The organism is Arthrobacter sp. MDT1-48-3, assembly GCF_054511015.1.
In genome coordinates this window covers 122933-148915 of the sequence record NZ_JBTNDL010000005.1, presented here as the reverse complement: position 1 = coordinate 148915, position 25983 = coordinate 122933, and the positions used below count along the sequence as shown (strand labels likewise).

The window sequence follows — 25983 nt, the reverse complement described above, 5'->3', positions numbered from 1 at the left end:
AATGAGTGCCGAGGATCTTGAGAACTACGAAACCGACATGGAACTGCAGCTCTACCGCGAGTACCGGGACGTCGTCGGGTTGTTCAGCTATGTCGTGGAGACCGAGCGCCGGTTCTACCTGGCCAACAACGTCGACCTGCAGGCGCGCTCGGCCGATGGCGAGGTCTACTTCGACCTGACGCTGCAGGATGCCTGGGTGTGGGACGTGTACCGTTCGGCGCGGTTCGTCAAGAACGTCCGCGTCATCACGTTCAAGGACGTCAACGTCGAGGAGCTGTCGAAGTCCGACGACATCGCGCTGCCCAAGGACGGCACGCTGGGCTGACCGGAGTGCCGGCCGCTCACGCGGTCGGGTCGTCGTCCGTTCCGCCGTGGGGGAAGGCGTCCTCGCCGTCCAGCGGGACGTCGGCCGCCTGTTCGAGCCGGTCAGCCTCCGATCCGCCGGTGCCCTCACCGGCGATGGCGCCGCCGGAGACGTCGTCACCCGACACGGCTGATATGCCCTGTTCCTGGAGGTCCGCCTCCGAGCCGCCTGTTCCCGTCCCGGTGCGATCCGCGCCGGCTCGGACGGGCGCTCCCTGCTCCTGCCGGTCCGCCTCGGATCCGCCTGGCAGGATGTCGCTCGACTCTGACATGGTGTCCTCCGTTCTGCATCCGGGGCGACGCCGGATGGACGACGTCGCTTCTCCGTCCACGGTACGAGGGGCGGGGGGCCTCTGCCACAGCTTTCTTCCCGGTTCCCCGGCGCCCGGCACCACCCGTTGTCCACATAGCCCCTCCCCCCCACGATGAACGTGCGCCGCTTCCCCGACGCTGGGGGAGGAGGTGGAAGCCATGGTGGCAAAGGATCAGCTCGGGCGTCGCGGGGAAGAGACGGCGGCGGTCTTCCTGGAGCAGGCGGGCCTGAGGATCGTCGACCGGAACTGGCGGTGCCCGGTCGGGGAGATCGACCTCGTCGCCGTCGACGGATCCACGCTCGTGATCGTCGAGGTGAAGACGCGCAGCTCCGACGATTTCGGACAGCCGTTGGAGGCCATCACGGCGAGCAAGCTCGAGCGGCTGTACCTGCTCGCGTCCAGATGGGCCCGGGCCCACGACCTGAGGTTCAGCGACTTCCGGATCGAGGCCGTGGGCGTCCTGGACGACGGTTCCGGCACCCCGCGGATCGAGCATGTGCGGGCGGTCATCTGATGGCGCTCGGACGGACCTACGCCGTGTCGCTCATCGGTATGAACGGACACGTCATCGAGGTGGAGGCGGACATCGGGCAGACCCTGCCGGCCTTCGTCCTGCTCGGCCTGCCGGATGCATCCCTCAACGAGGCCAAGGACCGCATTCGCGCGGCAGCCCGGAACGCAGGAGTGCCCCTGAGCCGCCGGAAGATCACCGTGAACCTCATCCCGGCATCGCTGCCCAAACGCGGGTCAGCCTTCGACCTCGCGATCGTCATGTCCGCACTGGCGGCGGCCGGTGACGTCAGGAGCTGCGGCTCGACCGTCTTCCTCGCCGAACTGGGGCTCGACGGACAGCTCCGACCCGTCCGCGGCGTGCTGCCCGCCGTGATGGCCGCCGCGGGGGCTGGACACCACCGGGTGGTGGTCGCCGAGGAGAATGCGGCCGAGGCCGCACTGGTCGCCACCGTGGAGGTGCGCTCCTTCCGGACGCTGGCCGAGGTGGCCCTTGCCTTCGGCGCGGACGCGGCGCAGGTGCAACTACCCGATCCGGCAACACGGCAGAAATTGCCGGCGCACGCCGCTCAGCGAACCCCGGTGCTCGACCTGTCCGACATCGCCGGCCAGTACGAGGCGAGGTATGCGCTCGAGATCGCCGCAGCGGGCGCCCATCACCTCCTCATGATCGGACCGCCCGGAGCCGGAAAGACGATGCTGGCGGAGCGGCTGCCCGGGATCCTTCCCGACCTCGAGGACGATCACGCGATGGAGGTGACCGCGATCCACAGCCTGAGTGGGGACCGATACTGCACCGCGCTGGTCCGGCAGCCGCCCTTCGAGAGCCCGCACCATACCGCGACTCCTGCCTCGATCATCGGCGGTGGCAGCGGGATACCCCGGCCCGGTGCGGCGTCCAGGGCACATCGGGGCATCCTGTTCCTCGACGAGGCACCCGAGTACGAGCGCCGGGTGCTCGAGGCTCTGCGTGAGCCGCTGGAGAGCGGTCGCCTGGTCCTGCACCGGGCCTCGGGGACAGCTTCGTATCCTGCGAGGTTCCAACTCGTCCTGGCGCTCAACCCCTGCCCCTGTGGCCTCGCCAGCGGCAAGGGGATCGATTGCCTCTGCACGGCGCAGCAGCGCCGCCGGTACTTCAACCGGCTCTCCGGGCCCCTGCTCGACCGCGTCGACCTGCAGTTGGCGGTCCAACGGGTCGGTCTCGCCGACTACGCCGGCGGAGCGAGCGCCGAAGCGTCCGCTGCTGTCGCCCTCCGTGTCGCCGCCGCACGGGACGCGCAGCGTGAGCGGCTGCGCCCCTGGAACTACGCGACGAACGCGGAGGTGCAGGGCAGGGTCCTGCGCGGTGAGCTCGCCCTGCCACGCGCCGTCACGGCCTCCCTCGACAAGGCCCTGGATCGGAACCTGGTCAGTGCGCGTGGGTGGGACAGGGTCCTGCGCGTCGCCTGGACGATATCCGATCTCGCCGGCCGACTCCGGCCCGACGCCGACGACGTCGTCACCGCGCTCGGTTTCCGACTGCAGGAGAGTGCGGCGTGACGGCGCCGATCAGCGGGACCGCTCTGGCCCGGGCAGCGCTCTCGAGGGTGTTCGAAGCGTCCGACACCCTCGGCCTGGGGCTGGTGTCCGTCGTCGGGCCTGTCGACGCATTGCGTATCGCCCGCAGGGAGATCACCCCGGGACCGGCGGTGACGGACGAGCTGTGCCGGGTCCTCAACATCCCCGCGGGGCGCCGGGACCTCCTGCCGGAGGGACTGGCCCGCTGGTCGCCGCGCCTTCGCGACCTCGCTCCCGAGCGCGATCTGGCGACCCTGCACCGTCTGGGAGGGCGTCTCGTCGTGCCGGAGTCCGAGGAATGGCCCTCAGCGCTGGACGACCTGCAGGGCGCTGCTCCGCTCTGCCTGTGGGTGCGGGGCAGGCACCCGATTCCCGACCTCGGCGAACTGGTTGCCCTCGTCGGGTCGCGGGACAGCACGCCCTACGGTTCGTCGGTGACGACGGACCTCGCCGCCGGGTTGACCACGCAGGGCTTCTGCATCGTGTCGGGTGGCGCGTACGGCATCGATGCGCAGGCACATCGGGCAGCCCTCGCGACGTCCGCGGTCGACGAGCGGCCGGCGACCCTCGCCATCCTCGCCTGTGGTGTCGACCGGTACTATCCGGCGGGCAACGAGGAGCTGCAGCGCGGAATCGCGGACCGGGGGCTGCTGATCTCCGAGGTCCCTCCCGGCAGTTCACCCACGCGGTGGCGGTTCCTGCAACGCAACAGGCTCATCGCGGCCCTCAGTGCTGTCACGGTGGTCGTCGAGGCCCGGTGGCGGTCAGGGGCGCTCAATACGGCCCATCACGCGGCCGGGCTCGGCAGGGCCGTCGGCGCCGTCCCCGGGTCTGTCCATTCCGCCAACTCGGCGGGCTGCCATCGGCTGCTCCGGGACGGAAGCGCCGTCTGCGTCACCGATGCAGCCGACATCGCGGAACTGGCCGGGCCGCTGGGCGCGGTCCCCTTCGGGGATCGAGCCAGGGAGGAGGCCGCTCCGGGACGGGACCAGGACGGCCTGACCGTCCCCGACCTGTTGCTCCTCGACGGGCTACCCGTCCGGTCGGCGACCACGGTGGACAAGCTGTCGCGTGTCGCGGGGCTCGCCCCGCGCGACGTCATCAGCGGGCTGGCCCGCCTCGAGCTCGCAGGCCTGGCGCAGCGGACCGGTGACGGCTGGCACCGTGCGAAACGCTCACCCGCGCATCCGGCGGGTCCACCCGACACCGGGAGCGCCGGACCACCCGAACGGCCGAACCCACCGAGACACGAGGGAGAACTCCTGTGACCACCATCGATCAGCACTTCGAGGAGGAACGGTTCTTCGTCGAACTCCCATCACCCGTCGGACCGCTGCGCGTCGTCGCTCATCGGTCGGCAGTCGTCGGCGTGTATCACGGCGAACACCATCCACCACCGTCCCCCCTGCTCCTCGGACGGGCGGTGGGGGAGCAGGGCGGCACACCCGAGGGCGCACGGCAGGCAGTGGTCCCTCCGGGCGGCTCGTTCCCTCCGGCTGCGACGGCCGACCTCCTCGGCACGGCGGCCCGGGAGCTGGGTGAGTACTTCGACGGGTCGCGGCTCGTCTTCGAGGTCCCGACCAGTCTGCGGGGCACCCCGTTCCAGCTCAGCGTCTGGGGTGCACTTGCCCGGATCCCGTACGGGGGACGTCGCAGCTACCGGGACATCGCGGAGCAGCTGGGCAATCCGCGCATGGGCCGGGCGATCGGGGCGGCTGTCCGGGCCAATCCACTCTCGATCATCGTGCCGGGGCACCGGGTCGTCAGCAGCACCGGATCAGTGGTGGGGTACGCCGCAGGCCCCGAGGCCAAGACCACTCTCCTCGAGCTGGAGAAGATCGTGTCCTGCGGGCTGCCCTTGCAGTGGTGAGGAGCGTGGATACTGGTAGGGGAGGTGGCCATGACACGAGGCAGTAACGGGCTGCACCCCGACGTCGACGCCGCCCTTCAGGCCTTCGTGGACTACCTCCTCAGGGAACGCAACCGCTCCGCGCACACCGTGCGGGCGTATGAGAAGGACATTGCGCTCTTCCTCTCGCATGCGTCTCGCGCCGGTGCGGCGTCGTTGGATCAGCTCGAACTCCGGCACTTCCGGGCGTGGCTCGGCGCACTGAACGAGGCCGGCCTGTCCCGTGCGACGGTCGCACGACGCGCATCGACGGTACGCACCTTTATGGACTGGGCCGTGCGCGAGGAGCTGGTCCCTGCCAACCCGGCGCTGCGCCTCCGGGCCCCCAAGAGGACGAGCAGCCTGCCGGCCGTCCTCAACCAGCCGCAGGCCGCCACTCTTCTCGAGGGTCTCGACGAGAGCGCGAGGCAGGGCGACCCCTACGAGCTCCAGCGGCGGGCGATGCTCGAACTGCTGTACGCGACCGGCGTCCGCGTCGGTGAGCTGGTCGGCCTCGACATCGACGACGTCGACATGGAGCGCCGCACGCTGCTCGTCCTGGGCAAGGGCTCGAAGGAACGCACTGTCCCGTACGGGGTGCCGGCGGCGCATGCCATCGACGACTGGCTCCGCCGCGGGCGGCCCCGCTGGGTCTCGGAGCGCAGCGGGCCGGCCCTGTTCCTCGGCCGCCGCGGCGGGCGCATCGACCAGCGCACGGTCCGCACCCAGGTGAGGGACGCCCTCGAGGCCCTGGGCGACACGCCGGCTCGTGGTCCCCACGCCCTGCGCCACAGCGCGGCAACCCACCTGCTCGACGGCGGGGCGGATCTCCGGGCGGTGCAGGAGATCCTCGGCCACTCCAGCCTCGCCACCACCCAGCTCTACACCCACGTCTCGGTGGATCGCCTCCGGCGCAGCTACGAGCAGGCCCACCCCCGTGCCTGAGCGGCTCCCGGGCATGCCAGGGTGACGTCGCGTGGCCCACAGAGGGTCGCCACAGTGGCGAAATTCACCTATCTCGGGCACAATGAGCAGTAGTTCAATCGAACCTGCATGATATGTGTGGGTGGGTCTCGGGAAGTTCTGGCACATCCGAAGCAGTTTCATCAGCCTCTGAAGGTCGTTGGGGAAGACGTACCTACAGCTATGGAGGATGGAATGTCTGTTGTGATGGCGCGCGGTGTCTTGTACGTGCACTCTGCCCCTACCGCGTTGTGCCCTCATGTCGAATGGGCCATCGGCTCCGTGCTGGACAAGCGCATCGACATGGAGTGGACAGCGCAACCTGCCGCGCCCGGAATGCTTCGCGCCGAGCTCTCCTGGGTCGGCCTACAGGGCTCCGGCGCGCAGCTCGCGTCGGCACTGCGGGGCTGGGCCCACCTGCGCTACGAGGTCACCGAGGAACAGAGCCCCGGAGCTGATGGTGGCCGTTGGTCGCACACCCCCGAGCTCGGGATCTTCCACGCCACGACCGACGTCCACGGCAACATCATGGTGACCGAGGACCGCATCCGCTACGCCTACGAGGCAGGCGCCGGCGATCCCGCCGCCGTCTACCACGAACTCTCCCTCGCGCTCGGGGAGTCCTGGGACGAGGAACTGGAGCCCTTCCGGCACGCAGCCGAAGGCGCCCCCGTGCGCTGGCTGCACCAGGTCGGCTGACTCCCACCGCGCAGAACGCCAGCCCTGATCGGGACCGCCCATAGCAGGTTCCGATCGAGCAGCTCAGCACACAGGAAAGGCGCCACCCGCGAGGGTGGCGCCTTTCCTGTGTGCCCGATCGGGGCGGTCAGACGCTGCGGAGCACGATGACCGCATTGTGGCCGCCAAATCCGAAGGAATTGCTCAGCGCCACGATGTCGCCCGACGGCAGGTCCCGGGCGGTCGTGACGACGTCCAGCGGGATCTCCGGGTCCTGGTCGTCGAGGTTGATCGTCACCGGGGCCTTCCGTTCGTGGATGGCCAGCACGGTCATCACCGCCTCGACGGCGCCCGATGCTCCGAGCAGGTGACCGGTCTGGGACTTGGTCGCCGACACGGCCACGTGGTCCACATGGGACCCCAGGGCCGCCTTCAGCGCGGTGTACTCCGGCTTGTCGCCCACCGGGGTCGACGTCGCGTGGGCGTTCACGTGGACGACGTCCTCGGCCTGGGCGCGGGCATCGAACAGCGCAGCCTTCAGGGCACGGGTCGCACCAAGTCCCTCGGGGTCCGGCGCCGTGATGTGGTACGCGTCGGCGGTGACGGACGTGCCGCCGAGCTCGGCGTAGATGCGGGCTCCGCGGGCGAGCGCGTGCTCCTCGGCCTCGATGACCAGGGCACCGGCGCCCTCTCCCATGACGAACCCGTCGCGGTTCGTGTCGTACGGACGCGAGGCGAGCTCGGGCTCGTCGTTCCGGCGCGACAGCGCGTGCATGGAGGCGAAGGCCGCGATGGGCATCGGGTGGATGGCGGCCTCGGCGCCGCCGCAGACGACGACGTCGGCCTTGCCCGACCGGATCAGTTCGAGTCCCTGGTGCAGGGCCTCGGTTCCGGAGGCGCAGGCGGACACCGGAGTATGGGCTCCTGCCCGCGCTCCGAGGTCGAGGCTCACAGCGGCAGCGGGGCCGTTGGGCATCAGCATCGGCACCGTCATGGGCAGCACGCGCCGGGGGCCCTTCTCCCGGAGAGTGTCCCAGGCGTCCAGGAGGGTCCAGACCCCGCCGATGCCGGTGGCGAAAGCCACCGCCAGGCGGTCCTTGTCCACGTCCTCGATGCCGGAGTCCCGCCATGCCTCGCGCGAGGCCACGACGGCGAACTGCGTCGAGGGATCCATGCGCTTGGCCTCCACGCGCGAGAGGACCTCCGAGGCCGGAGTGGCGATCTGAGCGGCGAAGGTCACGGGCAGTTCGTACTTCTGGACCCAGTCGGCCTCGATGGTCCGGGCGCCCGAGACTCCCTTGAGGGAGTTGGCCCACATGGTCGGGACGTCTCCGCCGATGGGGGTGGTTGCACCGAGTCCGGTGATGACGACTTTGCGTGGCATGGTCACTCTTTCGAAGCTGGAGTGCGCCGGCAGGACCGGGGCGGGAGGATGACGACTACGGCCGCCCACGGCGGGAACACCGGGAGCGGCCGCAGCGCCGGGAATGCAGGAACTAGGCCTGTGCGCCCGAGATGAAGTTGACGGCGTCACCGACGGTCTTGAGGTTCTTGACCTCTTCGTCGGGGATGCGGACGCCGAACTTCTCTTCGGCGTTGACGACGATGGTCATCATCGAGATCGAGTCGATGTCGAGGTCGTCGGTGAAGGACTTGTCCATCTCGACGGACTCGGGGGCGAGGCCCGTCTCTTCGTTGACGATCTCGGCCAGGCCGGCCAGGATTTCTTCGTTGTTAGCCATGGTGGCTCCTTTTCTGTTCTTGCCGGTGCACCGGCGGGGATGGTCAAACCGCGCAGTCGCGGTCTGGGCTTGAAAACTAGGGGAGCACCACTACCTGGGCTCCGAAGACGAGGCCCGCGCCGAAACCGATCTGCAGGGCGAGTTTGCCGCTGAGGGACGGCTGCTCCTTGAGCGTGCGGTGCATCGCCAGCGGGATGGAGGCTGCCGAGGTGTTGCCGGCATCCACGATGTCCCGGGCCACGTAGACGTGCTCGGGGAGCTTCAGCTGCTTCACCATCTCATCGATGATACGGATGTTGGCCTGATGGGGGAGGAACGCGGCGAGATCCTCGGCGGAGATACCTGCCGCGTCGAGCGCCCGCTGCGCGACCTTCGCCATCTCCCAGACGGCCCAGCGGAAGACCGTCGGCCCGTCCTGGCGCATCGTCGGCCAGAGACTCTCCCGACCTGCATCGACATCCTGCTCCCGCTCGGTGTCGGAGGCGACCGCGCCGATCGCGTAGTCGCGGATGTCGGTGAGCGGGCGGGTCATGCGGATGGCCTCGTGCTTGCTGCCGTCGGAGCCCCATACGGACGGCCCGATACCCGCGGCGTCACCGGGACCGACGACCACGGCGCCCGCGCCGTCGCCGAGGAGGAAGGAGATGGTGCGGTCGGAGTTGTCGATGAAGTCGGAGAGCTTCTCGACGCCGACCACCAGGACGTACTCCGCCGTGCCGGCGTGGACCAGTGCGTCGGCCTGGGCTATGCCGTAGCAGTAGCCCGCGCAGGCCGCCGAGATGTCGTAGGCCGGGGCCGGCGTCGCGCCGAGGCGGTCGGTGAGCTGTGCGGCGGCGGACGGTGTGGCGTGGGGGTGGGTCACGGTCGAGACCAGGACGGCGTTGAGCTGGGACGCGTCGATGCCCGCAGCGACGAGGGCCTCCCTCGACGCTGCTTCCGCCATGTCGATGACGCTCACGTCGCGCGGTGCACGGTGGCGCGTGACGATGCCTGTCCGCTGCCGGATCCACTCGTCGGAGGAGTCGATCCACTGGCACACGTCGTCGTTGGTGACGATGATCTCGGGTCGATAGGCGCCGACGCCGAGGATGCGCGTGTGTTCGCGGAGGGGGGCTTGCTGGAGGGCGGTGATGCTCACTGAGGTCCTTCGGGGGTAAGGGACGGATCGAGGTCCGTGGTCCGCGAGTGCTCCAGGATGAAGCCGCGGGCGGCGTCCAGGTCCTCGGGCGATTTTACGGCGAGCGTGGCCGTACCGCGCATTCCGCGCCGGGCGAGGCCCGTGAGCGTCCCGGCGGGTGAGAGTTCGACCAGTCCGGTGACGCCCATGCCCTGCATGGTGTCCATGCACAGGTCCCAGCGGACGGGACGCGACACCTGCGCGATCAGGCTGTCGAGGTTGCCCTCGCCGGAGGCGACGGGCAGGCCGTCATGGTTCGACATCAGGGTGGCCACCGGATCCGTCGGCGCCAGCGACGTCCTCAGCTCCTCGAGCGCCGTGACGGCGGGAGCCATGTGGATGGTGTGGAATGCTCCGGCCACCTTGAGGGCGATGACGCGGGCCTTCGCCGGTGGATCGGCCGTGAGGGCGGCGAGCTGCTCCAGCGTTCCTGCAGCGACCACCTGGCCGCCGCCGTTGGCGTTCGCGGCCGTGAGGCCCAGTTCCGCGAGGCGGGCGGCAACCTCGTCCGGGTCGCCACCGAGGACGGCGCTCATGCCGGTCGGCGTGGTGGCGGCGGCTGACGCCATGGCGTTGGCGCGGACCCGTACGAAGGCGACGGCGTCGTCCTCGGTGAGTGCGCCCGCGACCGCGGACGCCGTCAGCTCACCCACCGAGTGACCCGCCACGACCGTGGCTGCGGTCAGCGTGTGGCCTTCGAGGAGGAGCCGCGCCGTCACGAGGCCCGCGGCGACGATGAGCGGCTGGGCGACGGCTGTGTCCTTGATGGTCTCCTCGTCGGAGACGGTGCCGTGCTTCACCAGGTCGGTACCGGCACGGTCACTGAGCTGTTCGAGGTGCTCCCGTACTCCCGGTAGGTCGAGCCAGGGGCTCAGGAAGCCCGGGGTCTGTGAGCCCTGTCCGGGGCAGGCGATTGCAAGCACTCTTCCAGCTTTCCAAATCGGCGGAGCATTATCGGGTGTTCGGCTGAACCAAGCTGGCTGCGCCTCGTTGTAGGAAGTCTACAAGGCGGCTGTCTTCCCTGCCGTCGCGGGAGCGCCCCTCTCGGACGCCGCGACGCGGGGCGTCCGACCGTTGCCCGCGCCCGCACCCCCGGTGCCGGCGGCAGAGGCGGAGGGCATCGTCGACAGGCGTCCGACCACCAGGGCGGTCTGCAGGACGTAGGCCTCGCGGGGGATGAGCGGGTCCCAGCCAGTGACGTCGCAGACGCGCCGGAGGCGGTACCGCACGGTGTTCGCGTGCACGAAGAGCGACCGCGAGGTCGCCTCCAGTGAGTGCCCGAGGGTCAGGTAGGCGGAGAGTGTCGGCTCGAGGCCGTTGGCGGCGGCGAGGAGCGGCCGGTAGATGGTGCGCACGAGAGCCCGGCGGGCCGTGTCGTCGCCGGACATTACCCGTTCGGGCCACAAGTCCTCGGAGGAGACGGGGCGCGGTGCTGCCGGCCAGGCGCGCGCGGCCGTGAGTCCCGCGAAGGCGGCCTGTGCGGAACTGCTGGCCGCGACGAGCGATTCCGCCTCCGGCCCGAACACGACGGCGCCCTCCCCGAAGAGCTCGCTGATGCGCGGGTAGGCCTTCGCGGCATCCCGCACGCCGCCCAGGACGAGGATGAGCCGCTCGCCCTGGATGCCGACCAGGACGTCCTCGGCGAGGCGTCCGGTGACGCGGCGGAGTTCGTTGAGGAATCCGACGTTCGGTTCCTGCGGGGCGCTGCCGACCATGACGGTGATGCGCGCCTGGGATTTCCAGCCGACCGCGGCGATGCGCGAGCGGAGGGCGTCGGAGCTCTCCCCGCGGAGGATCGCATCGACCACGAGTGCTTCGAGGCGCGTGTCCCACGATCCGCGGGTCTCCGCCGCGCGGGCGTAGACATCCGCTGCCGCGAACGCCACCTCGCGCGAGTACCGCAGGACGGCTTCCCGCAGCGGACCCTGGTCCGCGGCGGGGGCGAGGAACGGCACATGGTCCTCGACCACCTGCACCACCACGCGGATGAGCTGGAGGGCCTTCTGCAGGCTGATGGACCGCGTGAGTTCGGTGGGTGCGGTGCCGAAGACGTCGCTCAGCACCCATGCCGGGGAGACGGGCTTCTGGTACCAGTTGACGAAGGACGCAATGCCCTTCTGGGCCACCATGCCGAGCGCGGACCGTTCGTCGGGGCGGAGTCCGCGGTACCAGGGCAGGTCGGCGTCGAGCTGCTTCAGGGTCGCGGTGGACAGCGACCCGATCGTCGCGCGCAGCTTCTCGACGGTGGCGGGGTCCGGGGGAGCGATCCCTGCGTTCGTCGCTCCGGGTGCGCTTCCGGCACCGGTCGGGGCTTCTGCGGGCTGCGGCATCCTCCGAGCATACGGTCTCGGTGCTGCGCGCTTCCATTTGTGGGGAGGCTACAAAAAGGGCGACGGCGGGAGCAGCGCTGATGCTGCTTCCGCCGTCGCCCCCCCCTACCGGGCGGGTGGGGTCAGGATTCGCCGCCGGCGTTGCCGGTGGTTCCGGCGTTGACGTCGAGCAGGCGGTACTTCTCGATGGCTTCCTTCGGCGCGTTCGCGTCGACCTCGCCACGGCGGGCGAGCATCTCCAGGGCGCGGACGACGACGGAGTGGCTGTCGATCTTGAAGAACCGTCGTGCTGCCGCGCGTGTGTCGGAGAACCCGAAGCCGTCGGCTCCGAGGGTCGCGAACTCGTTGGGCAGGAACTGGCGGATCTGGTCCGGGACGGCCTTCATGAAGTCCGAGACCGCGACGATCGGGCCCGTGGCTCCCTCGAGCTGCTGCGTGACGAACGGCTTGCGCGCGTCGGCTCCGGGGTTGAGGAAGGCTTCCTCCTCGGCGTCGAGGCCGTCGCGGCGCAGTTCGTTCCAGGACGTCACGGACCAGACGTCCGCGGAGACGCCCCAGTCCTTCGCGAGGATCTTCTGTGCCTCGAGCGCCCACGGCACAGCGACGCCGGAGGCGAGCAGCTGCGTGCGGGGCCCGTCGACCTTCGCGGGCTTGAGCAGGTAGATGCCCTTGAGCAGGCCCTCGACGTCCAGCTCCTCGGGCTCGGCGGGCTGCACGAACGGCTCGTTGTACACGGTGATGTAGTACATGACGTTGCGGAAGGACTCGGGCTTGTCGCCGATGTCCCCGTACATCCGGTTCAGACCGTCGCGGAGGATGTGCCCGATCTCGTAGCCGAACGCCGGATCGTAGGTCACCACGGCCGGGTTGGTGGAGGCCAGGATCGGTGAGTGCCCGTCGGCGTGCTGCAGGCCCTCACCGGTCAGGGTGGTGCGCCCGGCGGTGGCCCCGATGATGAAGCCGCGCGCCATCTGGTCCGCGGCGGCCCAGATGGAGTCCCCGGTGCGCTGGAACCCGAACATCGAGTAGAAGACGTAGATCGGGATCAGCGGCTCCCCCTGCGTGGCGTAGGCCGTGCCCGTCGCCGTGAAGGCGGCCATCGAACCGGCCTCGTTGATGCCTGCATGGAGGATCTGACCCTCGACGGACTCCTTGTACGCCAGGACCAGGTCGCGGTCCACGGAGAGGTAGTTCTGCCCGTTGGGGTTGTAGATCTTCGCCGTGGGGAAGAACGAGTCCATGCCGAAGGTGCGTGCCTCGTCGGGGATGATCGGCGCGATGCGCTTGCCGAACTCCTTGTCCCGCATGAGGTCCTTCAGGATGCGCACGAACGCCATCGTGGTGGCGGCCTGCTGCTTGCCGGATCCACGCTTTCCCATCTCGTACGCCTTGTCGCCCGGCAGGACGACCTCGGCATGCTTGGTGCGGCGCTCCGGCACGAAGCCGCCGAGTTCGCGGCGGCGCTCCAGCAGGTACTTGATCTCCGGGGAATCCGCGCCCGGGTGGTAGTACGGCGCGTTGTAGAGGTCGTCGTCGATCTGCTCGTCGGTGACCGGGATGCGCAGGTGGTCGCGGAACGCCTTGAGGTCGGCGTTGGTCAGCTTCTTCATCTGGTGGGTCGCGTTGCGGCCCTCGAAGTGCGGGCCAAGGCCGTAGCCCTTGACGGTCTTCGCGAGGATGACGGTCGGCTTGCCCTTGAACTCCGTGGCCGCCTTGTACGCCGCGAAGACCTTGCGGTAGTCGTGCCCGCCGCGCTTGAGGTTCCAGATCTCGGCATCCGAGAGGTCCTCGACCATGGCCTTGGTCTCGGGTGACTTCCCGAAGAAGTGGTCCCGGACGAATCCGCCGGACTCGGCCTTGTACGTCTGGTAGTCGCCGTCCGGGGTCTGGTTCATAATGTCCACCAGCGCGCCGTCCTTGTCCTTCTCGAGCAGCGAGTCCCACTCGCGCCCCCAGACGACCTTGATGACGTTCCAGCCCGCGCCGCGGAAGAACGCCTCGAGTTCCTGCATGATCTTGCCGTTGCCGCGCACCGGCCCGTCCAGGCGCTGCAGGTTGCAGTTGATGACGAAGTTCAGGTTGTCCAGCTTCTCGTTCGCCGCGAGCTGGAGCAGGCCGCGCGATTCGGGCTCGTCCATCTCACCGTCACCGAGGAACGCCCAGACCTGCTGCCCGGAGGTGTCCTTCAGGCCACGGTTGTGCAGGTAGCGGTTGGCCTGCGCCTGGTAGATCGCATTCATGGGGCCGATGCCCATCGAGACCGTGGGGAACTCCCAGAAGTCCGGCATCAGGCGGGGATGCGGGTAGGAGGACAGTGCATTGCCCTCCTTGGACTTCTCCTGGCGGAACCCGTCGAGGTCCGCCTCCGTGAGGCGCCCCTCGAGGTAGGCGCGGGCGTACATCCCGGGGGAGGCGTGCCCCTGGAAGAAGACCTGGTCGCCTCCGCTGGGGTGGTCCTTGCCCTTGAAGAAGTGGTTGAAGCCCACCTCGTAGAGCGTCGCCGCGCCGGCGTAGGTCGAGATGTGGCCACCGACCCCGATCTCCGGGCGCTGCGCGCGGTGGACCATGACCGCGGCGTTCCAGCGCATCCATGCGCGGTACTTCCGCTCGATCTCCTCGTCGCCCGGGAACTCCGGTTCCTGGTCCGCCGGGATCGTGTTGACGTAGTCCGTCGTGGTGACCATGGGCACGCCCACGGACTGTGCACCGGCACGCTGGAGGAGCGAACGCATGATGTACTGCGCGCGCTCGGTGCCCTGGGTGCGAATCAGCTCATCGAGGGATTCGATCCACTCCGCGGTCTCCTCGGGATCCCCATCGGGCTTGCCGACGGTCAGACCGCTCAGAATATCCGCCGTACCTTGTTCTGCAGCCACGCGATATCTCTCCACTTCCACAGATCTTGTCTGTGTCGCTTTATGCCTGCGCACGACTCGTGGGCCCGCGCAGAGATGCATGCTCGGCCGATGGGCGTTAGCGCCGCGGCCATATACCGATTCACTCTATCGCCGCCATGCCGCCGATGCGTAGCGGGATCGGGGCGGCGGGACAGATTACGCCGAGGGCGTGCCTCCGGTCCTGCTCCGGCCGTATGTCCGGGACCGGTCCGCCGCCGGGCGCCAAATCACCGCATCGGCTTGATGCTTGGCGTATAAAGGTGTTGGCTGGTAGCCATGCATATCTACACGGGGGCGCGTCAGGCGACAGTCCCGTCTTTCCAGGAGGAGCTAAGTGAGCGAGGCTGAAGCCGCCACTGCGGTCGACGTGGCAGGCAAGTTGGGTTTCAAGGATGGAGACCTTGTTCAGGAGCTCGGTTACGACGACGACGTCGACTTCGACTTCCGGGAGGCCCTGGAGGACGGCGTCGGGTCCGAACTGCTCACGGAGGACGACCAGGACGTCGTCGACGGCGTGATCCTGTGGTGGCGCAGCGGTGACGGGGATCTCGTCGACGCCCTTGTCGACGCGTTGACCTCGCTCGGTGCCGGCGGCGTCGTCTGGCTCCTCACCCCCAAGTCCGGTCGCCCGGGCTACGTGGCGCCCGCCGACGTCCAGGAATCGGCACCGACCGCCGGACTCCACTCGACGTCGTCGGCCGGCGTCTCCAAGGAATGGGCCGCGACCCGGCTCGTCAGCCGGCGGAAGCAGTAGCCTTGCCGCTCGAGGTGGGGTCGGTAGCCCCTTCGTTCGCCCTGGCGAACCAGTTCGGCGAGACCGTAGCGAACACATCTCTGGTCGGAGGATCGGTGGTGGTGTTCTTCCCCTTCGCCTTCTCCCGCGTGTGCACGGACGAACTCGGCCAGCTCCGGGACAACCTCGAACTGTTCGACGCCGCGGGTGTCTCGCTCGTCGCCGTGTCCGTCGACCACAAGTACACGCTGCGCGCCTTCGCGGATGCGAACGACATCTCCTTCGACCTCCTGGCGGACTTCTGGCCGCACGGTTCCGTGACCCGGGCCTTCGACGCGTTCGACGAGGTCCACGGTTACGCGGAGCGGGTCAGTTACGTCCTGGACGGTTCCGGGACGGTGCGCGCCGTGGTGTCCTCCCCGCACGGCCAGGGCAGGCCGATCGCCGACTACGCACGGGCAGTGGGTTCCGTCGAAGCTGCACTGTGACCCGAGCGGAGGACGGTCGGCGCGAACGGGATCTTCCCGGGCCCGAGTCCAACCCGCGGCTCGGCCTCACCGGCTTCGTGAGCGACACCCCGGCGTCCGGCCTCGCTGCGCTGGGGCCCGAGGACCGGGAGCTCCTCGATCAGGCCGTCGCCGTCCTCGCGGGTCTCCGGCTCGCTGTGCTGACGGGTGCGGGTCTGAGCACCGACTCCGGCATCCCGGACTACCGGGGTCCGCAGTCCGTGCCGCGGAATCCCATGACCTACCAGCAGTTCGTGGGCGACGAAGCGCTGCGCCGGCGCTACTGGGCTCGGAACCATGTGGGTTGGCGCCACCTGCGCCGTGCCGATCCGAACGCCGGCCATGCCGCCGTCGCGACGTTGGAGCAGCGTGGGCTGCTGACCGGACTGATCACGCAGAACGTGGACAAGCTGCACTCGTCGGCGGGCAGTGTGAACGTGATCGACCTGCACGGCACCTTCGACCGCGTGGTGTGCCTGCAGTGTGCATCGGTCTTCCCGAGATCGCGCATCGCCGAGATCCTCGAGGACCTGAACCCGGGCTACCTCGAGCGCGCGTCCGACGCCGGGGACGTCGCGCCGGATGCCGATGCGGACGTCGACGACACCGGGGACTTTCAGATGGCGCCGTGCCCGGTCTGCGGGGGCATGCTGAAACCCGACTTCGTCTATTTCGGCGAGAACGTGCCGAAGGCCCGCGTCGCCGAGGCCTACGCCATGGTGGACGCTGCGGGGGCGCTCCTGGTGGCCGGCTCCTCCCTGACGGTCATGAGCGGGTTGCGGTTCGTGCGGCACGCCTTCAAAGCGGGCAAGCCCGTCGTCATCATCAACCGAGGATGGACACGCGGGGACGAGTTCGCCTCGCTGAAGATCGAGACCGGCGTCTCGGAGGCGCTCACCTATCTTGCCGAGCTTCTCCCGGACCTTCCTCCGCAGTAGGTGGTTTCTACCCGGTTCATACAGGTAGTCCGGTCCGAAAGCGAGTATTGATTACTGTCGCTCTGCTCCCTCTATCGCCATAGGTTCATCTCATAGGTCTCTCACGTGGGGTGAAATAATCCGTTCTTCAACCAGGTCTCTTCTCATCGCTTTCGGCACGGCGGCAGCGGTCGCCGTCGTCCCTCTCGCACTCGACCAGGGCGGACAGGCGTCGGACGAACACGCGGTGGCTGTGGTGGACACCACTCCGACGCTGTCGAAGGTCACCGACGTGTCTGCCGGCAGCAGCGCCGTCCCGGCGGGGGACGTGCAGGAGCCCGTTGCCGGGGACACCGCCGTCGCCCCCTCGCCGGCTTCCGGTCCGAGCACTCCCCCCGGCGCGACCGGGAGCGGGATGGGCGGCGACCTCGCGCCGGAACTGCTGCCCCTCCCGCCGTACCCGCAGTGCCCTGTCACCGACGCCGGGGCATGGTGGACCGACCCGGCGGACCCGTACACGTGCCTCCCGCCCGGGTCCGTGCCCTTCCACGAGCCGACGCCGCCGGGCATCGACCCCGAGCTCCTCGAGCCGATCTTCGAGGAGCCCGGCACCCCGCCCGGCCCCGGTGATGACTGCCGCACCATCGGAGCGCTTCAGTGCACCGTCACGATCATGGGTCAGGAGTACGTGGTCACCTTCTCGGACGGGAAGCCCGTGGGGGTCATGGAGGCGCGGCAGTAGTCCGTGCGGTCAGGACGCCAGTGGGCGCTGCCTAGACTGGAACCATGAGGAACCGACGCCGATGGGACCGCCGAACCGGAATGCTCGTGGCCGGTGCCGCCATGCTCGCACTGTGCGTTGCGGCACGCAGGCTGGGTATCGGCGTCGGTGAAGCCGGTTCCGGGCCGTCCCTCTGGCTGGCGCTGCTGTTCATCATCGGGGCAGCACTCGTGCTGGTGGTCCTGGTCGAGCGGCTGGTCGCGATCCTGCGGAAGCGCTGAACTGAAAACCCGACGAGGGAGTTCCGCATTCACCCCCCGGCCGGAAGTTCCATCCGTCGCGAGAGCCGGGCAAGGGGACCCGATGAACTAGCAGGTCGAAGCTTGGCAGGGACAGTAGAGCGTCGGAAGATCGGCGAGCATCTTCCTTGGCCGCCAGCGCCGACCGCGGCGAGAGAGTCCGGTCAGCCACAAGTCAGGACTCCTCGGTGCTCCGTCTGGCCGAGATCAGAGCGGCGGCGCTGGCTCGGTTGCAGCTAGGATTCACGAGTGAGCTCTCCAAGCCTTTATCTGCGCCTCATGCGCGAACGCTTCAGCATGCTGAACGACCACAACGTCGACCCAGTGCCATGGGAGCTCGACGATAAGGACACCGCTTATGCCTACGTGAAAGCCGCAGGCTATCGGGTCCCTCGATACGAAAAAGTGAGTTCTGCCGCCGAGGCTTTGGCAGCAGGAAAACGTTTCGGCCCAAGGTTTGTGGTCAAGCAGCCTAATCGCCACTCCACCAAGGGCATTTATGTGCTTGAGTCGATCGGCGAAGGACGATATCTCGAGTTGTTGAGTCTGAGGACGATGTCTGTGGACGATCTGAAGACGGACGGGCCCGAACCTGATTACTGGCTTGCGGAAGAATGCATAGATTCTGGCATCGAAGGAAAGCCTATTCCTTTCGATTATAAGATCTATGCTTTCAATGGCCGCGTAACACACGTCAATCAGATCGATCGTAATGTTTCCCCGCCAAGGATGGCGATGTTCGATGGCGCCTTCATTCCCCTTGAGTTGAACAAAGACTTCACCATCGATGAGAATCGCTGGTTACCTGAAAATCACGTGATACCGAAATTCGCCGGCGCCATGTTGGAAATGGCGGCAAGCCTTTCAGCTGGGCTCGATACTCGCTTTGTGAAGGTTGATTGCTACGACGGACCTGAGGGCCCAATATTCGGCGAGTTTACCTTCGCCTCCGGGGGCGATGATACTGGAATGATTCGGTATAGCAGTGAGATTCTCGAGAAGTTGGATCGAGCTATGGACGGGCAAGAGATCGGAGCCCTGTCGGGATTCGATATCGATATGCGAAGCTTCCGACAATCGCTTGGTGTGGGCCCTACGGTCACGTGTGACCCGTACATGTACTCACGAATGTCCTGCGGAGCGATCCAAGGAGACAGGCGCTACGCGCCGCTGCTGGCCTCGAACCTCGCAGACGGTACCTCCCGTCACGTATTCGCGTTGGGCGCTCATTTAGCGGGCTATCTCAACGGAGATCGCAGCCGCGCTTTCGCCATACAACACTTGGTACGAGCATCGGTCCCGCCGCTTAACGGATCCGCGCGGCTTAGGGAGTTTGAGGTAAAGGCCTTAAGTTTTCATGATGAAAGGTCGGATGGCAACCCCTGGCACACCTCGCGCGCGGCCGAAGTTCGGATTGCGAGCGGCGATTCAGGCGCGTTAGCGGTGCTGCGTGACGTGGCCGCATCCGGATACAAGCATGCTCAGCGCGTACTCGATCAGTATGAGCGCGCTCATCTCAAACAGTAAGGGTCAACCGCATCAGAATTCTTACGCGACATGCGATGCCCTCCACGGCTCACGGGGCGACGCTGTAAGCGCTCATCGGCGTGCCTACAGCGCCGGTGGCCGTACCCGGAAACGTTCGATGGTCTGAAAGATTACGTATGCCGGTTCCACCTTGCGGATATGGTCAAAATCAATTCTGTTCTACCGCTCGAGCTGGTTGTCGCTGAGGAGCGTGCGAATCACCAACCTAGCTCGGTTGGGCTGTGCACTCCACCAAAGTACGAATACAGACCGTCAAACTATTTGATTCGTGAGTAGTCGAAAAAGTCACAATAGAACAGTAAGCGGGGAGCGGGCTCTCATATATCTCTAAATGCCGAGTGTATCAAGGCAGTTGACCAAATGATTCAGGTCAAGATTCTGGTTCCCGTCCCCTTCGTAGGGAACTTTTGCCACCAATTGATTCTTGGCAAAGGAGATGGCTTGTTGTGCGCTCAATACTGCGTCAGGTGTTCGCCTGTCGCCGATTTCGAGGATCTTTCCACCTTGATTGAAGGCAGCTAGGTGTAGGGCCGACCCTGATTGACCTGCAACAATTGGCGCAGTTTTGACTGCGCGAATCTGATCCGTCGCCGACATGCTCTCAGGGAAGAGGACGTCGAAACCGCGTGCGCGGAATAAATCGTCAACCGCGGAACTGTTGGAATATTTCCTTCCCTGATCGACACCCTTGGCAGTCATATTTTCTTCGAAAAGGGTCCGACTTAGATAGACCGGACGACGACCTCCTTCACCCGCGTTCGCTGCGACAGTGTCCCAGACTCGCGCAGCTATCGGAGCAATGCTGCGCTTATATTGCGAAGGACGGACTGGTACTGTCAAGTTCTCCACACGCATCGGGCCCTCTCTTACAATTTCGATGCCGCCTGCGAAGATGAGTCCGACGATCTCGTTCTGCCAGGAGTGCACCTGATTGAAATTGAATCGATGGGCAGCGATTCCATCAAAATTTGCCTGTTCGTCGAGGAGTGGCCAAAGCGTCGGCAGAGTTTCAATGAGGAAGTGCCCGAAACCGTACATCCAACTGCCGGCATAAAGCCAACGACCTCGCAGCACTCGATGCTGTGCCTCTTCCCGCTCTCGAGGAGAAAGAAACGGCGGGTTGACCGATATGACGAAATCCCCGTCCATTCCTCCTCTGCGTTGTGATTCTGCAACGAGCTTGCCGTTCGACTCGTGGACCGCACCGCGCACGTATGCCAATGGTGCTGGATGGTCCCAGTAAATGTGGCCGCTGTCCGACGCGGACAAGTAGGCGAGCCGCACTTCACTCATAGTGATCTGGGCGGCGGGAGTCTCTGCGTAACGGTAAATTGTCCAGTGTTGAGGCACGGCAATCCTTATGTGTGGGGGTGTCTATTCTCATCTTAGGCGCCAAGCGACGCGGCTCCTCAGCGTGGGTAAGGTGCGCTGGCACACGTTTTTTCGCTCACCGGTGTCGTCCCGCACTGTCTTTCCAGCGGTATGTAGGAGGTTGCTGGCGACACTGATGGTGAACCACGTTCCGGATGGGAAAGGTACCTTCTCGTTGTATCAGACGGGCCAGATAATCAATACAACGAGGAGTCATCGAACCGAGCAGTAGTTCTGTCGATTGTTGAACGCTGCTGTTGACAGAGTGTGGCGGTGCCGGTTGATCACCCGCGGGTTGGCCACTAATGGCACGGAGAGCGGACCCGCGTATTCGGCTATCGAGACAACGTGTGGTTCGAGTAGGGGTCGCAGGTCTTGGAAGGGGAGGGGTGCAATTCGGGAGGGCTCCGCGCATTGGATCGGGCTTCTACTGTTGAGCCAGTGCACTGCGGATCGTGCAGGTCGTCGCTCAACTGGAGCACTGCGTATTTCTTCGCGACGTGATAGCGCCGCGTCCCGGACGAGCCAGTGTAGCTAGCTGTGAGTGGTGCCTAATGCCTTCACTCGAGGGCATCGAGCGGTGTGCAAAGTTGGCGCCGGCGATGCCGCTCCAGGCAGCAGAAACCCCGCCGCTCCAGGAATTTCCCTGGAGCGACGGGGTTTCCTCGTGGTGGGTCCTACCGGGATCGAACCGATGACATCCACGGTGTAAACGTGGCGCTCTACCAGCTGAGCTAAAGACCCTCGTCCTGTGATGCCGCCACCGGCTCCTGCCGATCGGGCGCCATCACGAGGATCGACTATACCGGCTTGCCGCAGGATCGCGCCAATCCGGGTGGCGCTATTCGCCGGCCGCGAGCTGCCCGCAGGCGCCGTCGATCTCCTTGCCCCGGGTGTCCCTGAGGGTCGTGGGGATACCGGCGGCGCGGAGGCGGTTGATGAACTCCGTCGAGACGCTCTTCTCCGACGCCGTCCAGATGGAGCCCGGCGTCGGGTTGAGCGGGATCGGGTTGACGTGCACCCAGCCACGGCCGCGCTGGTTCAGTTTCTTCGCCAGCAGGTCCGCACGCCAGGCGTGGTCGTTCATGTCCTTGATCAGTGCGTACTCGATGCTCACGCGGCGCCCCGTGGTCCGGTAGTAGTTGTAGGCCGCGTCGAGGGCCTCGTCGACCTTCCAGCGCGTGTTGACGGGGATCAGCTCGTCGCGGAGTTCGTCGTCGGGAGCGTGGAGGGATAGCGCGAAGGTGACGGGCAGCGACTCGGCGGCCAGCTTGTTGATGGCAGGCACCAGCCCCACCGTGGAGACGGTGATGTTGCGGGCGGACATGCCGAGGCCCTCGGGGGAGTCGTCGATGAAGCGGTGCAGTGCCGCCATCACGCGCTTGTAGTTGGCCAGCGGCTCACCCATGCCCATGAAGACGATGTTCGTGACGCGGTCGGCGTCGTGCCCGCCATCGGTGCGCAGGTCGCCCAGGGCGCCCTCCGCGAGGGCGCGGTTCGCGGCGACCACCTGGTCGACGATCTCCGCCGTGGACATGTTGCGGGTCAGGCCCGCCTGGCCGGTGGCGCAGAACGGGCAGTTCATGCCGCAGCCGGCCTGGGAGGAGACGCACAGCGTCACCCGGCCCGGGTAGCGCATCAGGACCGATTCCACGAGGGCGCCGTCAAACAGCCGCCACAGGAACTTGATGGTGTCGCCGTTGTCCGTGGTCAGCCGCTTCACCTCGGTCAGGAGCGGCGGGAACATCGCCGAGACGAGCTCCTCCCGCCCGGCCTTCGGGAGATCGCTCATCGCCGCAGGATCCGTGGTGTAGTGCGAGAAGTAGTGCTTCGACAGCTGCTTGGCGCGGAAACCCGGGTGTCCCAGCTCCTTTAGCCGGTCCTGCCGCTCGGCCAGTGTGAGGTCGGCGAGGTGCACCGGCGGCTGGCTGACCCGGGGGGACTTGAACTGCAGCAGCGGCCGGCCGTCGCTGGACACGATCGGCTCGGCGCCCTCGACCTCAGGGCGCACCTGGGGGCGCGAGGAGACGGAAGCGGGGGCAACGGGGGTAACGGTAACGTCGGACATCACTACCATTCTTTCACGGATGGCACCAGCGGCCCAGTCGACGGCGTGTCGGCCGCGACACGTCCGGTGGCTGGAAGCGGCCGAAACATGACGGCGCCGAGGGCGGTCGGTGTGGCGGCGGGCGATACGTCGGTAATAGTGTGAAAGCGATCGGATGGCCCGCGCGGAAACGCGCCGGAAGCACCGGCACATGCAGTGCTATGCATGCAGCTGACAAACGACGGAGAACACATTGAGCGCACAGATCGGCGTCACAGGCCTGGCAGTCATGGGAGCGAATCTCGCCCGGAACCTGGCCCGCAACGGCTACACCGTGGCCCTGCACAACAGGTCCATCGAGAAGACCGACTCGCTGCTGGAGAAGCACGGCGCCGACGGTGAGTTCATCCGCACCGAGTCCCTGCAGGAACTGGTGGACTCCCTCGAGAAGCCCCGCCGGGTGCTGATCATGGTGAAGGCCGGCAAGCCGGTGGACTCGGTGATCGATCAGCTCACTCCGCTGCTGGAGCCGGGTGACATCGTGATCGACGGCGGAAACTCGCACTACGAGGACACGCGCCGCCGTGAGGCCGCGCTGTCGAAGCAGGACCTCCACTTCGTCGGCGTCGGCGTCTCCGGCGGCGAGGAGGGCGCGCTCCTGGGCCCGTCGATCATGCCCGGTGGCTCCCGTGAGTCCTACGATTCGCTCGGGCCGATGCTCGAGAAGATCTCCGCCAAGTACAACGGCGAGCCCTGCTGCCGCTGGATCGGCACGGACGGCGCCGGTCACTTCGTGAAGATGGTGCACAACGGCATCGAGTACGCGGACATGCAGGTCATCGGCGAGGCCTTCGACCTGCTGCGCTCGGGTGCGGGGATCGAGCCTGCCGAGCAGGCGAAGATCTTCAGCGACTGGAACTCCGGCACGCTGTCCTCCTTCCTGATCGAGATCACCGCCGAAGTGCTGGGCCACACGGACGAGCGCACAGGCAAGCCCTTCGTCGACGTCGTCGTCGACGCCGCAGGGCAGAAGGGGACCGGCCGGTGGACCGTGGTCTCCGCGCTGGAACTGGGCAGCCCGACGTCGGGCATCGCCGAATCGGTGTTCGCCCGGGCATTGTCCTCGCAGAAGGACCAGCGCGTGCTGGCCCAGGACCTCCTGCAGGGCCACGAGGACACCGTCGAGCTGCCCGACACGTTCGTCGAGGATGTCCGGCTCGCCCTCTACGCCTCGAAGCTCGTGAGCTACGCCCAGGGCATCGACATGCTCACGTCCGCGGCAAAGGAGTACGGCTGGGAGCTCAAGCTCGACGAGATCGCCTCGCTGTGGCGTGCCGGTTGCATCATCCGCGCAGAACTGCTCGACGACATCATGAAGGCCTATGCAGTGGCCGACGAGCGTCCCGCCAACCTCCTGCTCGCACCGGCGTTCACCGAGGCCATCGCCGGCGCGGTCCCGGCCTGGCGCCGGGTGGTCGCCACCGCCGTGCAGCTGGGCATCCCCGTGCCGGTCTTCTCCGCGTCGCTGGCCTACTACGACGGCCTGCGCCGCACGCGCCTGCCGGCCGCGCTCACCCAGGGCCTGCGCGACCTCTTCGGCGCGCACACCTACAACCGCGTCGACACCGAGGGCACGTTCCACACCCTCTGGGGCGAGGACAAGTCCGAGATCGAAGCCGTCGACACCCACTGACAGCACCCCGAACGCAGGGAAGCCCCGGACCGTGGTCCGGGGCCTCCCTGCGTTCGGGTCAGATGTAGATGGCGGGGTCCACGTACTCCGCGGGGTCGACCGCCGGCTGCGTCTCGCGCCGCGAATCGCGGTGGCGGAACGTCGCCGGAATGCCCGTCACGATCGAGTCGGGCGGAGTGTCCTTCACGACGACAGCGTTCGCGCCGACAGCGCTGCCGGCACCGATGGTGATCGGACCCAGCACCTTCGCGCCCGCACCGATGGTGACGCGGTCCCCGATCGTGGGATGGCGCTTCACCTTCTCGAGCGAGCGTCCGCCGAGGGTCACACCCTGGTAGAGCATGACGTCGTCGCCGATCTCCGCGGTGCCGCCGATCACGATCCCCATGCCGTGGTCGATGAAGAACCGGCGCCCGATGGTGGCCGCAGGGTGGATCTCGACCCCGGTGAGGGCGCGTGCGAGCTGCGCCAGGGCACGCGCCGGGAAGCGCAGCTTCTCGTTCCGCCACATGCGGTGGGTGAGGCGGTGCATCCAGATGGCGTGGAGCCCGGAGTACACGACGGTGTTCTCGAAGGAGCCGCGGGCAGCCGGATCGTGGGTGCGCGCGGTCTCGAGGTCCTCGCGCAGTCGTTCTAGAAAGCTCACCGGCTACCTTCTCGTGGGGGTGTCATGGGGTTCAGCAGTGTCGGAGAGTCCTCCGCGGCGGGATCAGCCGCGGATGTCGTCGAAGAGCACCGTGGAGATGTAGCGCTCGCCGAAGTCGCAGACAACAGCCACGATGAGTTTACCGGCGTTCTCCGGGCGCTTCGCGAGTTCGAGGGCGGCCCAGACGATCGCCCCCGACGAGATGCCGCCGAGGATGCCCTCCTGGGTGCCGAGCGCGCGTGCCACCCGTACGGAGTCCTCGACGGTCGCGTCGAGCACCTCGTCGTAGATGTCGCGGTCGAGGTTCTCGGGGACGAAGTTCGCGCCGAGGCCCTGGATCTTGTGGGGACCCGGTGCGCCACCGTTGAGGATGGGGGAGTCGGCGGGCTCCACGACGACGATCTGCACGCCGGGCTTGCGCTCCTTCAGCACCTGGCCCACGCCGGTGATGGTGCCGCCGGTGCCGACGCCCGCGACGAAGATGTCCACCTCGCCGTCGGTGTCCTCCCAGACCTCCTCGGCCGTGGTGGCACGGTGGATGGCCGGGTTCGCGGCATTGGCGAACTGCTGTGCCCAGATGGCGTTCTCCGTCCTCGCGACGATGTCCTTCGCGCGCTCGACGGCGCCGCGCATCCCTTCGGAGCCCGGCGTCAGGACGATCTCGGCGCCGTAGGCCCGCAGCATCACACGGCGTTCGGTGGACATGGTCTCCGGCATGGTCAGCACGACCTTGTAGCCGCGTGCGGCACCGACCATGGCGAGGGCGATGCCGGTGTTCCCCGAGGTCCCCTCGACGATAGTGCCACCCGGGCGAAGCGCGCCGGCCTTCTCCGCCGCGTCGATGATGGCTACGCCGATGCGGTCCTTGACGCTGTTGGCAGGGTTGTAGAACTCGAGCTTGACGGCTACCTGCGCATCCAGCCCTTCGGTCAGGCGGTTGAGGCGGACGAGGGGGGTCCGTCCCACCAACTGGGTGACGTCGTCGTAGATCTTTGCCATGCGCGGGAGCCTGCCTGTTCGGGGGTGGAGGGATGCGGCGCCGGCCGGGGCACTGTCAGGGACTGCCCGGGACCGACGGCGGTC

Annotated in this window: 25 protein-coding genes and 1 tRNA gene; 14 read left to right on the top strand and 12 right to left on the bottom strand. The window is 67.2% G+C overall.

Annotation, left to right across the window (positions count from 1 at the left end; all coding sequences use genetic code 11):
• The first annotated feature begins 1 nt into the window (after position 1).
• The gene (locus ACX80L_RS12720) at positions 2-325 is read left to right on the top strand and encodes a DUF2469 domain-containing protein (protein WP_087075985.1); all 324 of its coding nucleotides are present in this window, start codon (positions 2-4) and stop codon (positions 323-325) included.
• Between the two features lie 16 nt (positions 326-341).
• On the opposite strand, the gene ACX80L_RS12715 is transcribed toward ACX80L_RS12720, so the two are convergent.
• Positions 342-635 (bottom strand): hypothetical protein, encoded by a 294-nt coding sequence (locus tag ACX80L_RS12715; protein ID WP_459290068.1) that lies wholly within the window; start codon positions 633-635, stop codon positions 342-344.
• A gap of 190 nt (positions 636-825) precedes the next feature.
• Between ACX80L_RS12715 and ACX80L_RS12710 the strand changes: the two genes are divergently transcribed.
• The 6 genes from ACX80L_RS12710 to ACX80L_RS12685 all read left to right on the top strand — a co-directional run bounded on the left by ACX80L_RS12710 (position 826) and on the right by ACX80L_RS12685 (position 6294).
• Entirely contained in the window at positions 826-1191 is a 366-nt protein-coding gene (locus ACX80L_RS12710; RefSeq protein WP_459290066.1) for a YraN family protein, read from the top strand.
• Positions 1191-2726: a YifB family Mg chelatase-like AAA ATPase gene (locus ACX80L_RS12705; protein WP_459290064.1), complete on the top strand. Its 1536-nt coding sequence runs from the start codon at positions 1191-1193 to the stop codon at positions 2724-2726. The genes ACX80L_RS12710 and ACX80L_RS12705 overlap by 1 nt, the downstream gene beginning before the upstream one ends.
• A complete protein-coding gene (dprA, locus tag ACX80L_RS12700) occupies positions 2723-4012 on the top strand; it encodes a DNA-processing protein DprA (protein ID WP_459290062.1) in 1290 nt (429 codons plus the stop codon). Before ACX80L_RS12705 ends, dprA begins: the two co-directional genes overlap by 4 nt.
• Positions 4009-4614 carry a methylated-DNA--[protein]-cysteine S-methyltransferase gene (locus ACX80L_RS12695; RefSeq protein ID WP_459290060.1) on the top strand — a complete coding sequence of 202 codons (606 nt, stop codon included), beginning with the start codon at positions 4009-4011 and terminating at the stop codon, positions 4612-4614. Before dprA ends, ACX80L_RS12695 begins: the two co-directional genes overlap by 4 nt.
• A gap of 30 nt (positions 4615-4644) precedes the next feature.
• Positions 4645-5577 (top strand): tyrosine recombinase XerC, encoded by a 933-nt coding sequence (locus ACX80L_RS12690; protein WP_459290058.1) that lies wholly within the window; start codon positions 4645-4647, stop codon positions 5575-5577.
• A 213-nt stretch (positions 5578-5790) separates the two neighbouring features.
• Complete coding sequence (locus ACX80L_RS12685; RefSeq protein ID WP_133080683.1) at positions 5791-6294, top strand: DUF3145 domain-containing protein; 504 nt, start codon at positions 5791-5793, stop codon at positions 6292-6294.
• A gap of 127 nt (positions 6295-6421) precedes the next feature.
• On the opposite strand, the gene fabF is transcribed toward ACX80L_RS12685, so the two are convergent.
• From fabF to aceE, 6 genes are all read right to left on the bottom strand, one after another.
• Positions 6422-7657 carry a beta-ketoacyl-ACP synthase II gene (fabF, locus tag ACX80L_RS12680; protein ID WP_133080682.1) on the bottom strand — a complete coding sequence of 412 codons (1236 nt, stop codon included), beginning with the start codon at positions 7655-7657 and terminating at the stop codon, positions 6422-6424.
• 112 nt (positions 7658-7769) lie between these two features.
• Positions 7770-8015, bottom strand: coding sequence for an acyl carrier protein (locus tag ACX80L_RS12675; protein WP_133080681.1), 246 nt, complete (start codon positions 8013-8015; stop codon positions 7770-7772).
• Positions 8016-8091: 76 nt separating this feature from the next.
• Positions 8092-9153, bottom strand: a complete 1062-nt coding sequence (locus tag ACX80L_RS12670; protein ID WP_459290055.1) for a beta-ketoacyl-ACP synthase III — start codon at positions 9151-9153, stop codon at positions 8092-8094.
• Entirely contained in the window at positions 9150-10115 is a 966-nt protein-coding gene (locus tag ACX80L_RS12665; protein WP_459290053.1) for an ACP S-malonyltransferase, read from the bottom strand. The genes ACX80L_RS12670 and ACX80L_RS12665 overlap by 4 nt, the downstream gene beginning before the upstream one ends.
• A gap of 78 nt (positions 10116-10193) precedes the next feature.
• On the bottom strand, positions 10194-11522 hold the full coding sequence (locus ACX80L_RS12660) for a PucR family transcriptional regulator (protein WP_459290051.1): 1329 nt from the start codon (positions 11520-11522) through the stop codon (positions 10194-10196).
• 122 nt (positions 11523-11644) lie between these two features.
• Complete coding sequence (gene aceE, locus ACX80L_RS12655) at positions 11645-14398, bottom strand: pyruvate dehydrogenase (acetyl-transferring), homodimeric type (protein WP_133080677.1); 2754 nt, start codon at positions 14396-14398, stop codon at positions 11645-11647.
• Positions 14399-14753: 355 nt separating this feature from the next.
• On the opposite strand from aceE, the gene ACX80L_RS12650 reads away from it, so the two are divergent.
• The 6 genes from ACX80L_RS12650 to ACX80L_RS12625 all read left to right on the top strand — a co-directional run bounded on the left by ACX80L_RS12650 (position 14754) and on the right by ACX80L_RS12625 (position 19122).
• A complete protein-coding gene (locus ACX80L_RS12650) occupies positions 14754-15173 on the top strand; it encodes a DUF3052 family protein (RefSeq protein WP_133080676.1) in 420 nt (139 codons plus the stop codon).
• Between the two features lie 2 nt (positions 15174-15175).
• Positions 15176-15640: a redoxin domain-containing protein gene (locus ACX80L_RS12645; RefSeq protein ID WP_459290048.1), complete on the top strand. Its 465-nt coding sequence runs from the start codon at positions 15176-15178 to the stop codon at positions 15638-15640.
• Between the two features lie 110 nt (positions 15641-15750).
• Positions 15751-16596, top strand: a complete 846-nt coding sequence (locus ACX80L_RS12640; protein WP_432206152.1) for an NAD-dependent protein deacetylase — start codon at positions 15751-15753, stop codon at positions 16594-16596.
• Positions 16597-16831: 235 nt separating this feature from the next.
• Complete coding sequence (locus ACX80L_RS12635) at positions 16832-17317, top strand: hypothetical protein (RefSeq protein WP_459290046.1); 486 nt, start codon at positions 16832-16834, stop codon at positions 17315-17317.
• Between the two features lie 44 nt (positions 17318-17361).
• Positions 17362-17577, top strand: coding sequence for a hypothetical protein (locus ACX80L_RS12630; protein WP_208741349.1), 216 nt, complete (start codon positions 17362-17364; stop codon positions 17575-17577).
• 267 nt (positions 17578-17844) lie between these two features.
• Positions 17845-19122 carry an ATP-grasp fold amidoligase family protein gene (locus ACX80L_RS12625; protein WP_459290044.1) on the top strand — a complete coding sequence of 426 codons (1278 nt, stop codon included), beginning with the start codon at positions 17845-17847 and terminating at the stop codon, positions 19120-19122.
• 348 nt (positions 19123-19470) lie between these two features.
• Here the strand turns inward: ACX80L_RS12625 and ACX80L_RS12620 are convergent, their stop codons facing one another.
• From ACX80L_RS12620 to rlmN, 3 genes are all read right to left on the bottom strand, one after another.
• Positions 19471-20493 carry a glycosyltransferase family 61 protein gene (locus tag ACX80L_RS12620; RefSeq protein WP_459290042.1) on the bottom strand — a complete coding sequence of 341 codons (1023 nt, stop codon included), beginning with the start codon at positions 20491-20493 and terminating at the stop codon, positions 19471-19473.
• A gap of 689 nt (positions 20494-21182) precedes the next feature.
• Positions 21183-21258, bottom strand: a tRNA-Val gene (locus ACX80L_RS12615).
• A 97-nt stretch (positions 21259-21355) separates the two neighbouring features.
• Positions 21356-22582, bottom strand: coding sequence for a 23S rRNA (adenine(2503)-C(2))-methyltransferase RlmN (gene rlmN, locus ACX80L_RS12610; protein ID WP_459290040.1), 1227 nt, complete (start codon positions 22580-22582; stop codon positions 21356-21358).
• 232 nt (positions 22583-22814) lie between these two features.
• Here rlmN and gndA point away from each other — a divergent pair, with 232 nt between their 5' ends.
• Positions 22815-24254: an NADP-dependent phosphogluconate dehydrogenase gene (gndA, locus tag ACX80L_RS12605; protein WP_133080668.1), complete on the top strand. Its 1440-nt coding sequence runs from the start codon at positions 22815-22817 to the stop codon at positions 24252-24254.
• 58 nt (positions 24255-24312) lie between these two features.
• On the opposite strand, the gene epsC is transcribed toward gndA, so the two are convergent.
• Together epsC and cysK are read right to left on the bottom strand one after the other, a co-directional pair.
• Complete coding sequence (gene epsC, locus ACX80L_RS12600) at positions 24313-24900, bottom strand: serine O-acetyltransferase EpsC (RefSeq protein ID WP_133080667.1); 588 nt, start codon at positions 24898-24900, stop codon at positions 24313-24315.
• Positions 24901-24963: 63 nt separating this feature from the next.
• Positions 24964-25899 carry a cysteine synthase A gene (gene cysK / locus ACX80L_RS12595; RefSeq protein ID WP_459290038.1) on the bottom strand — a complete coding sequence of 312 codons (936 nt, stop codon included), beginning with the start codon at positions 25897-25899 and terminating at the stop codon, positions 24964-24966.
• Positions 25900-25983: the final 84 nt, after the last annotated feature.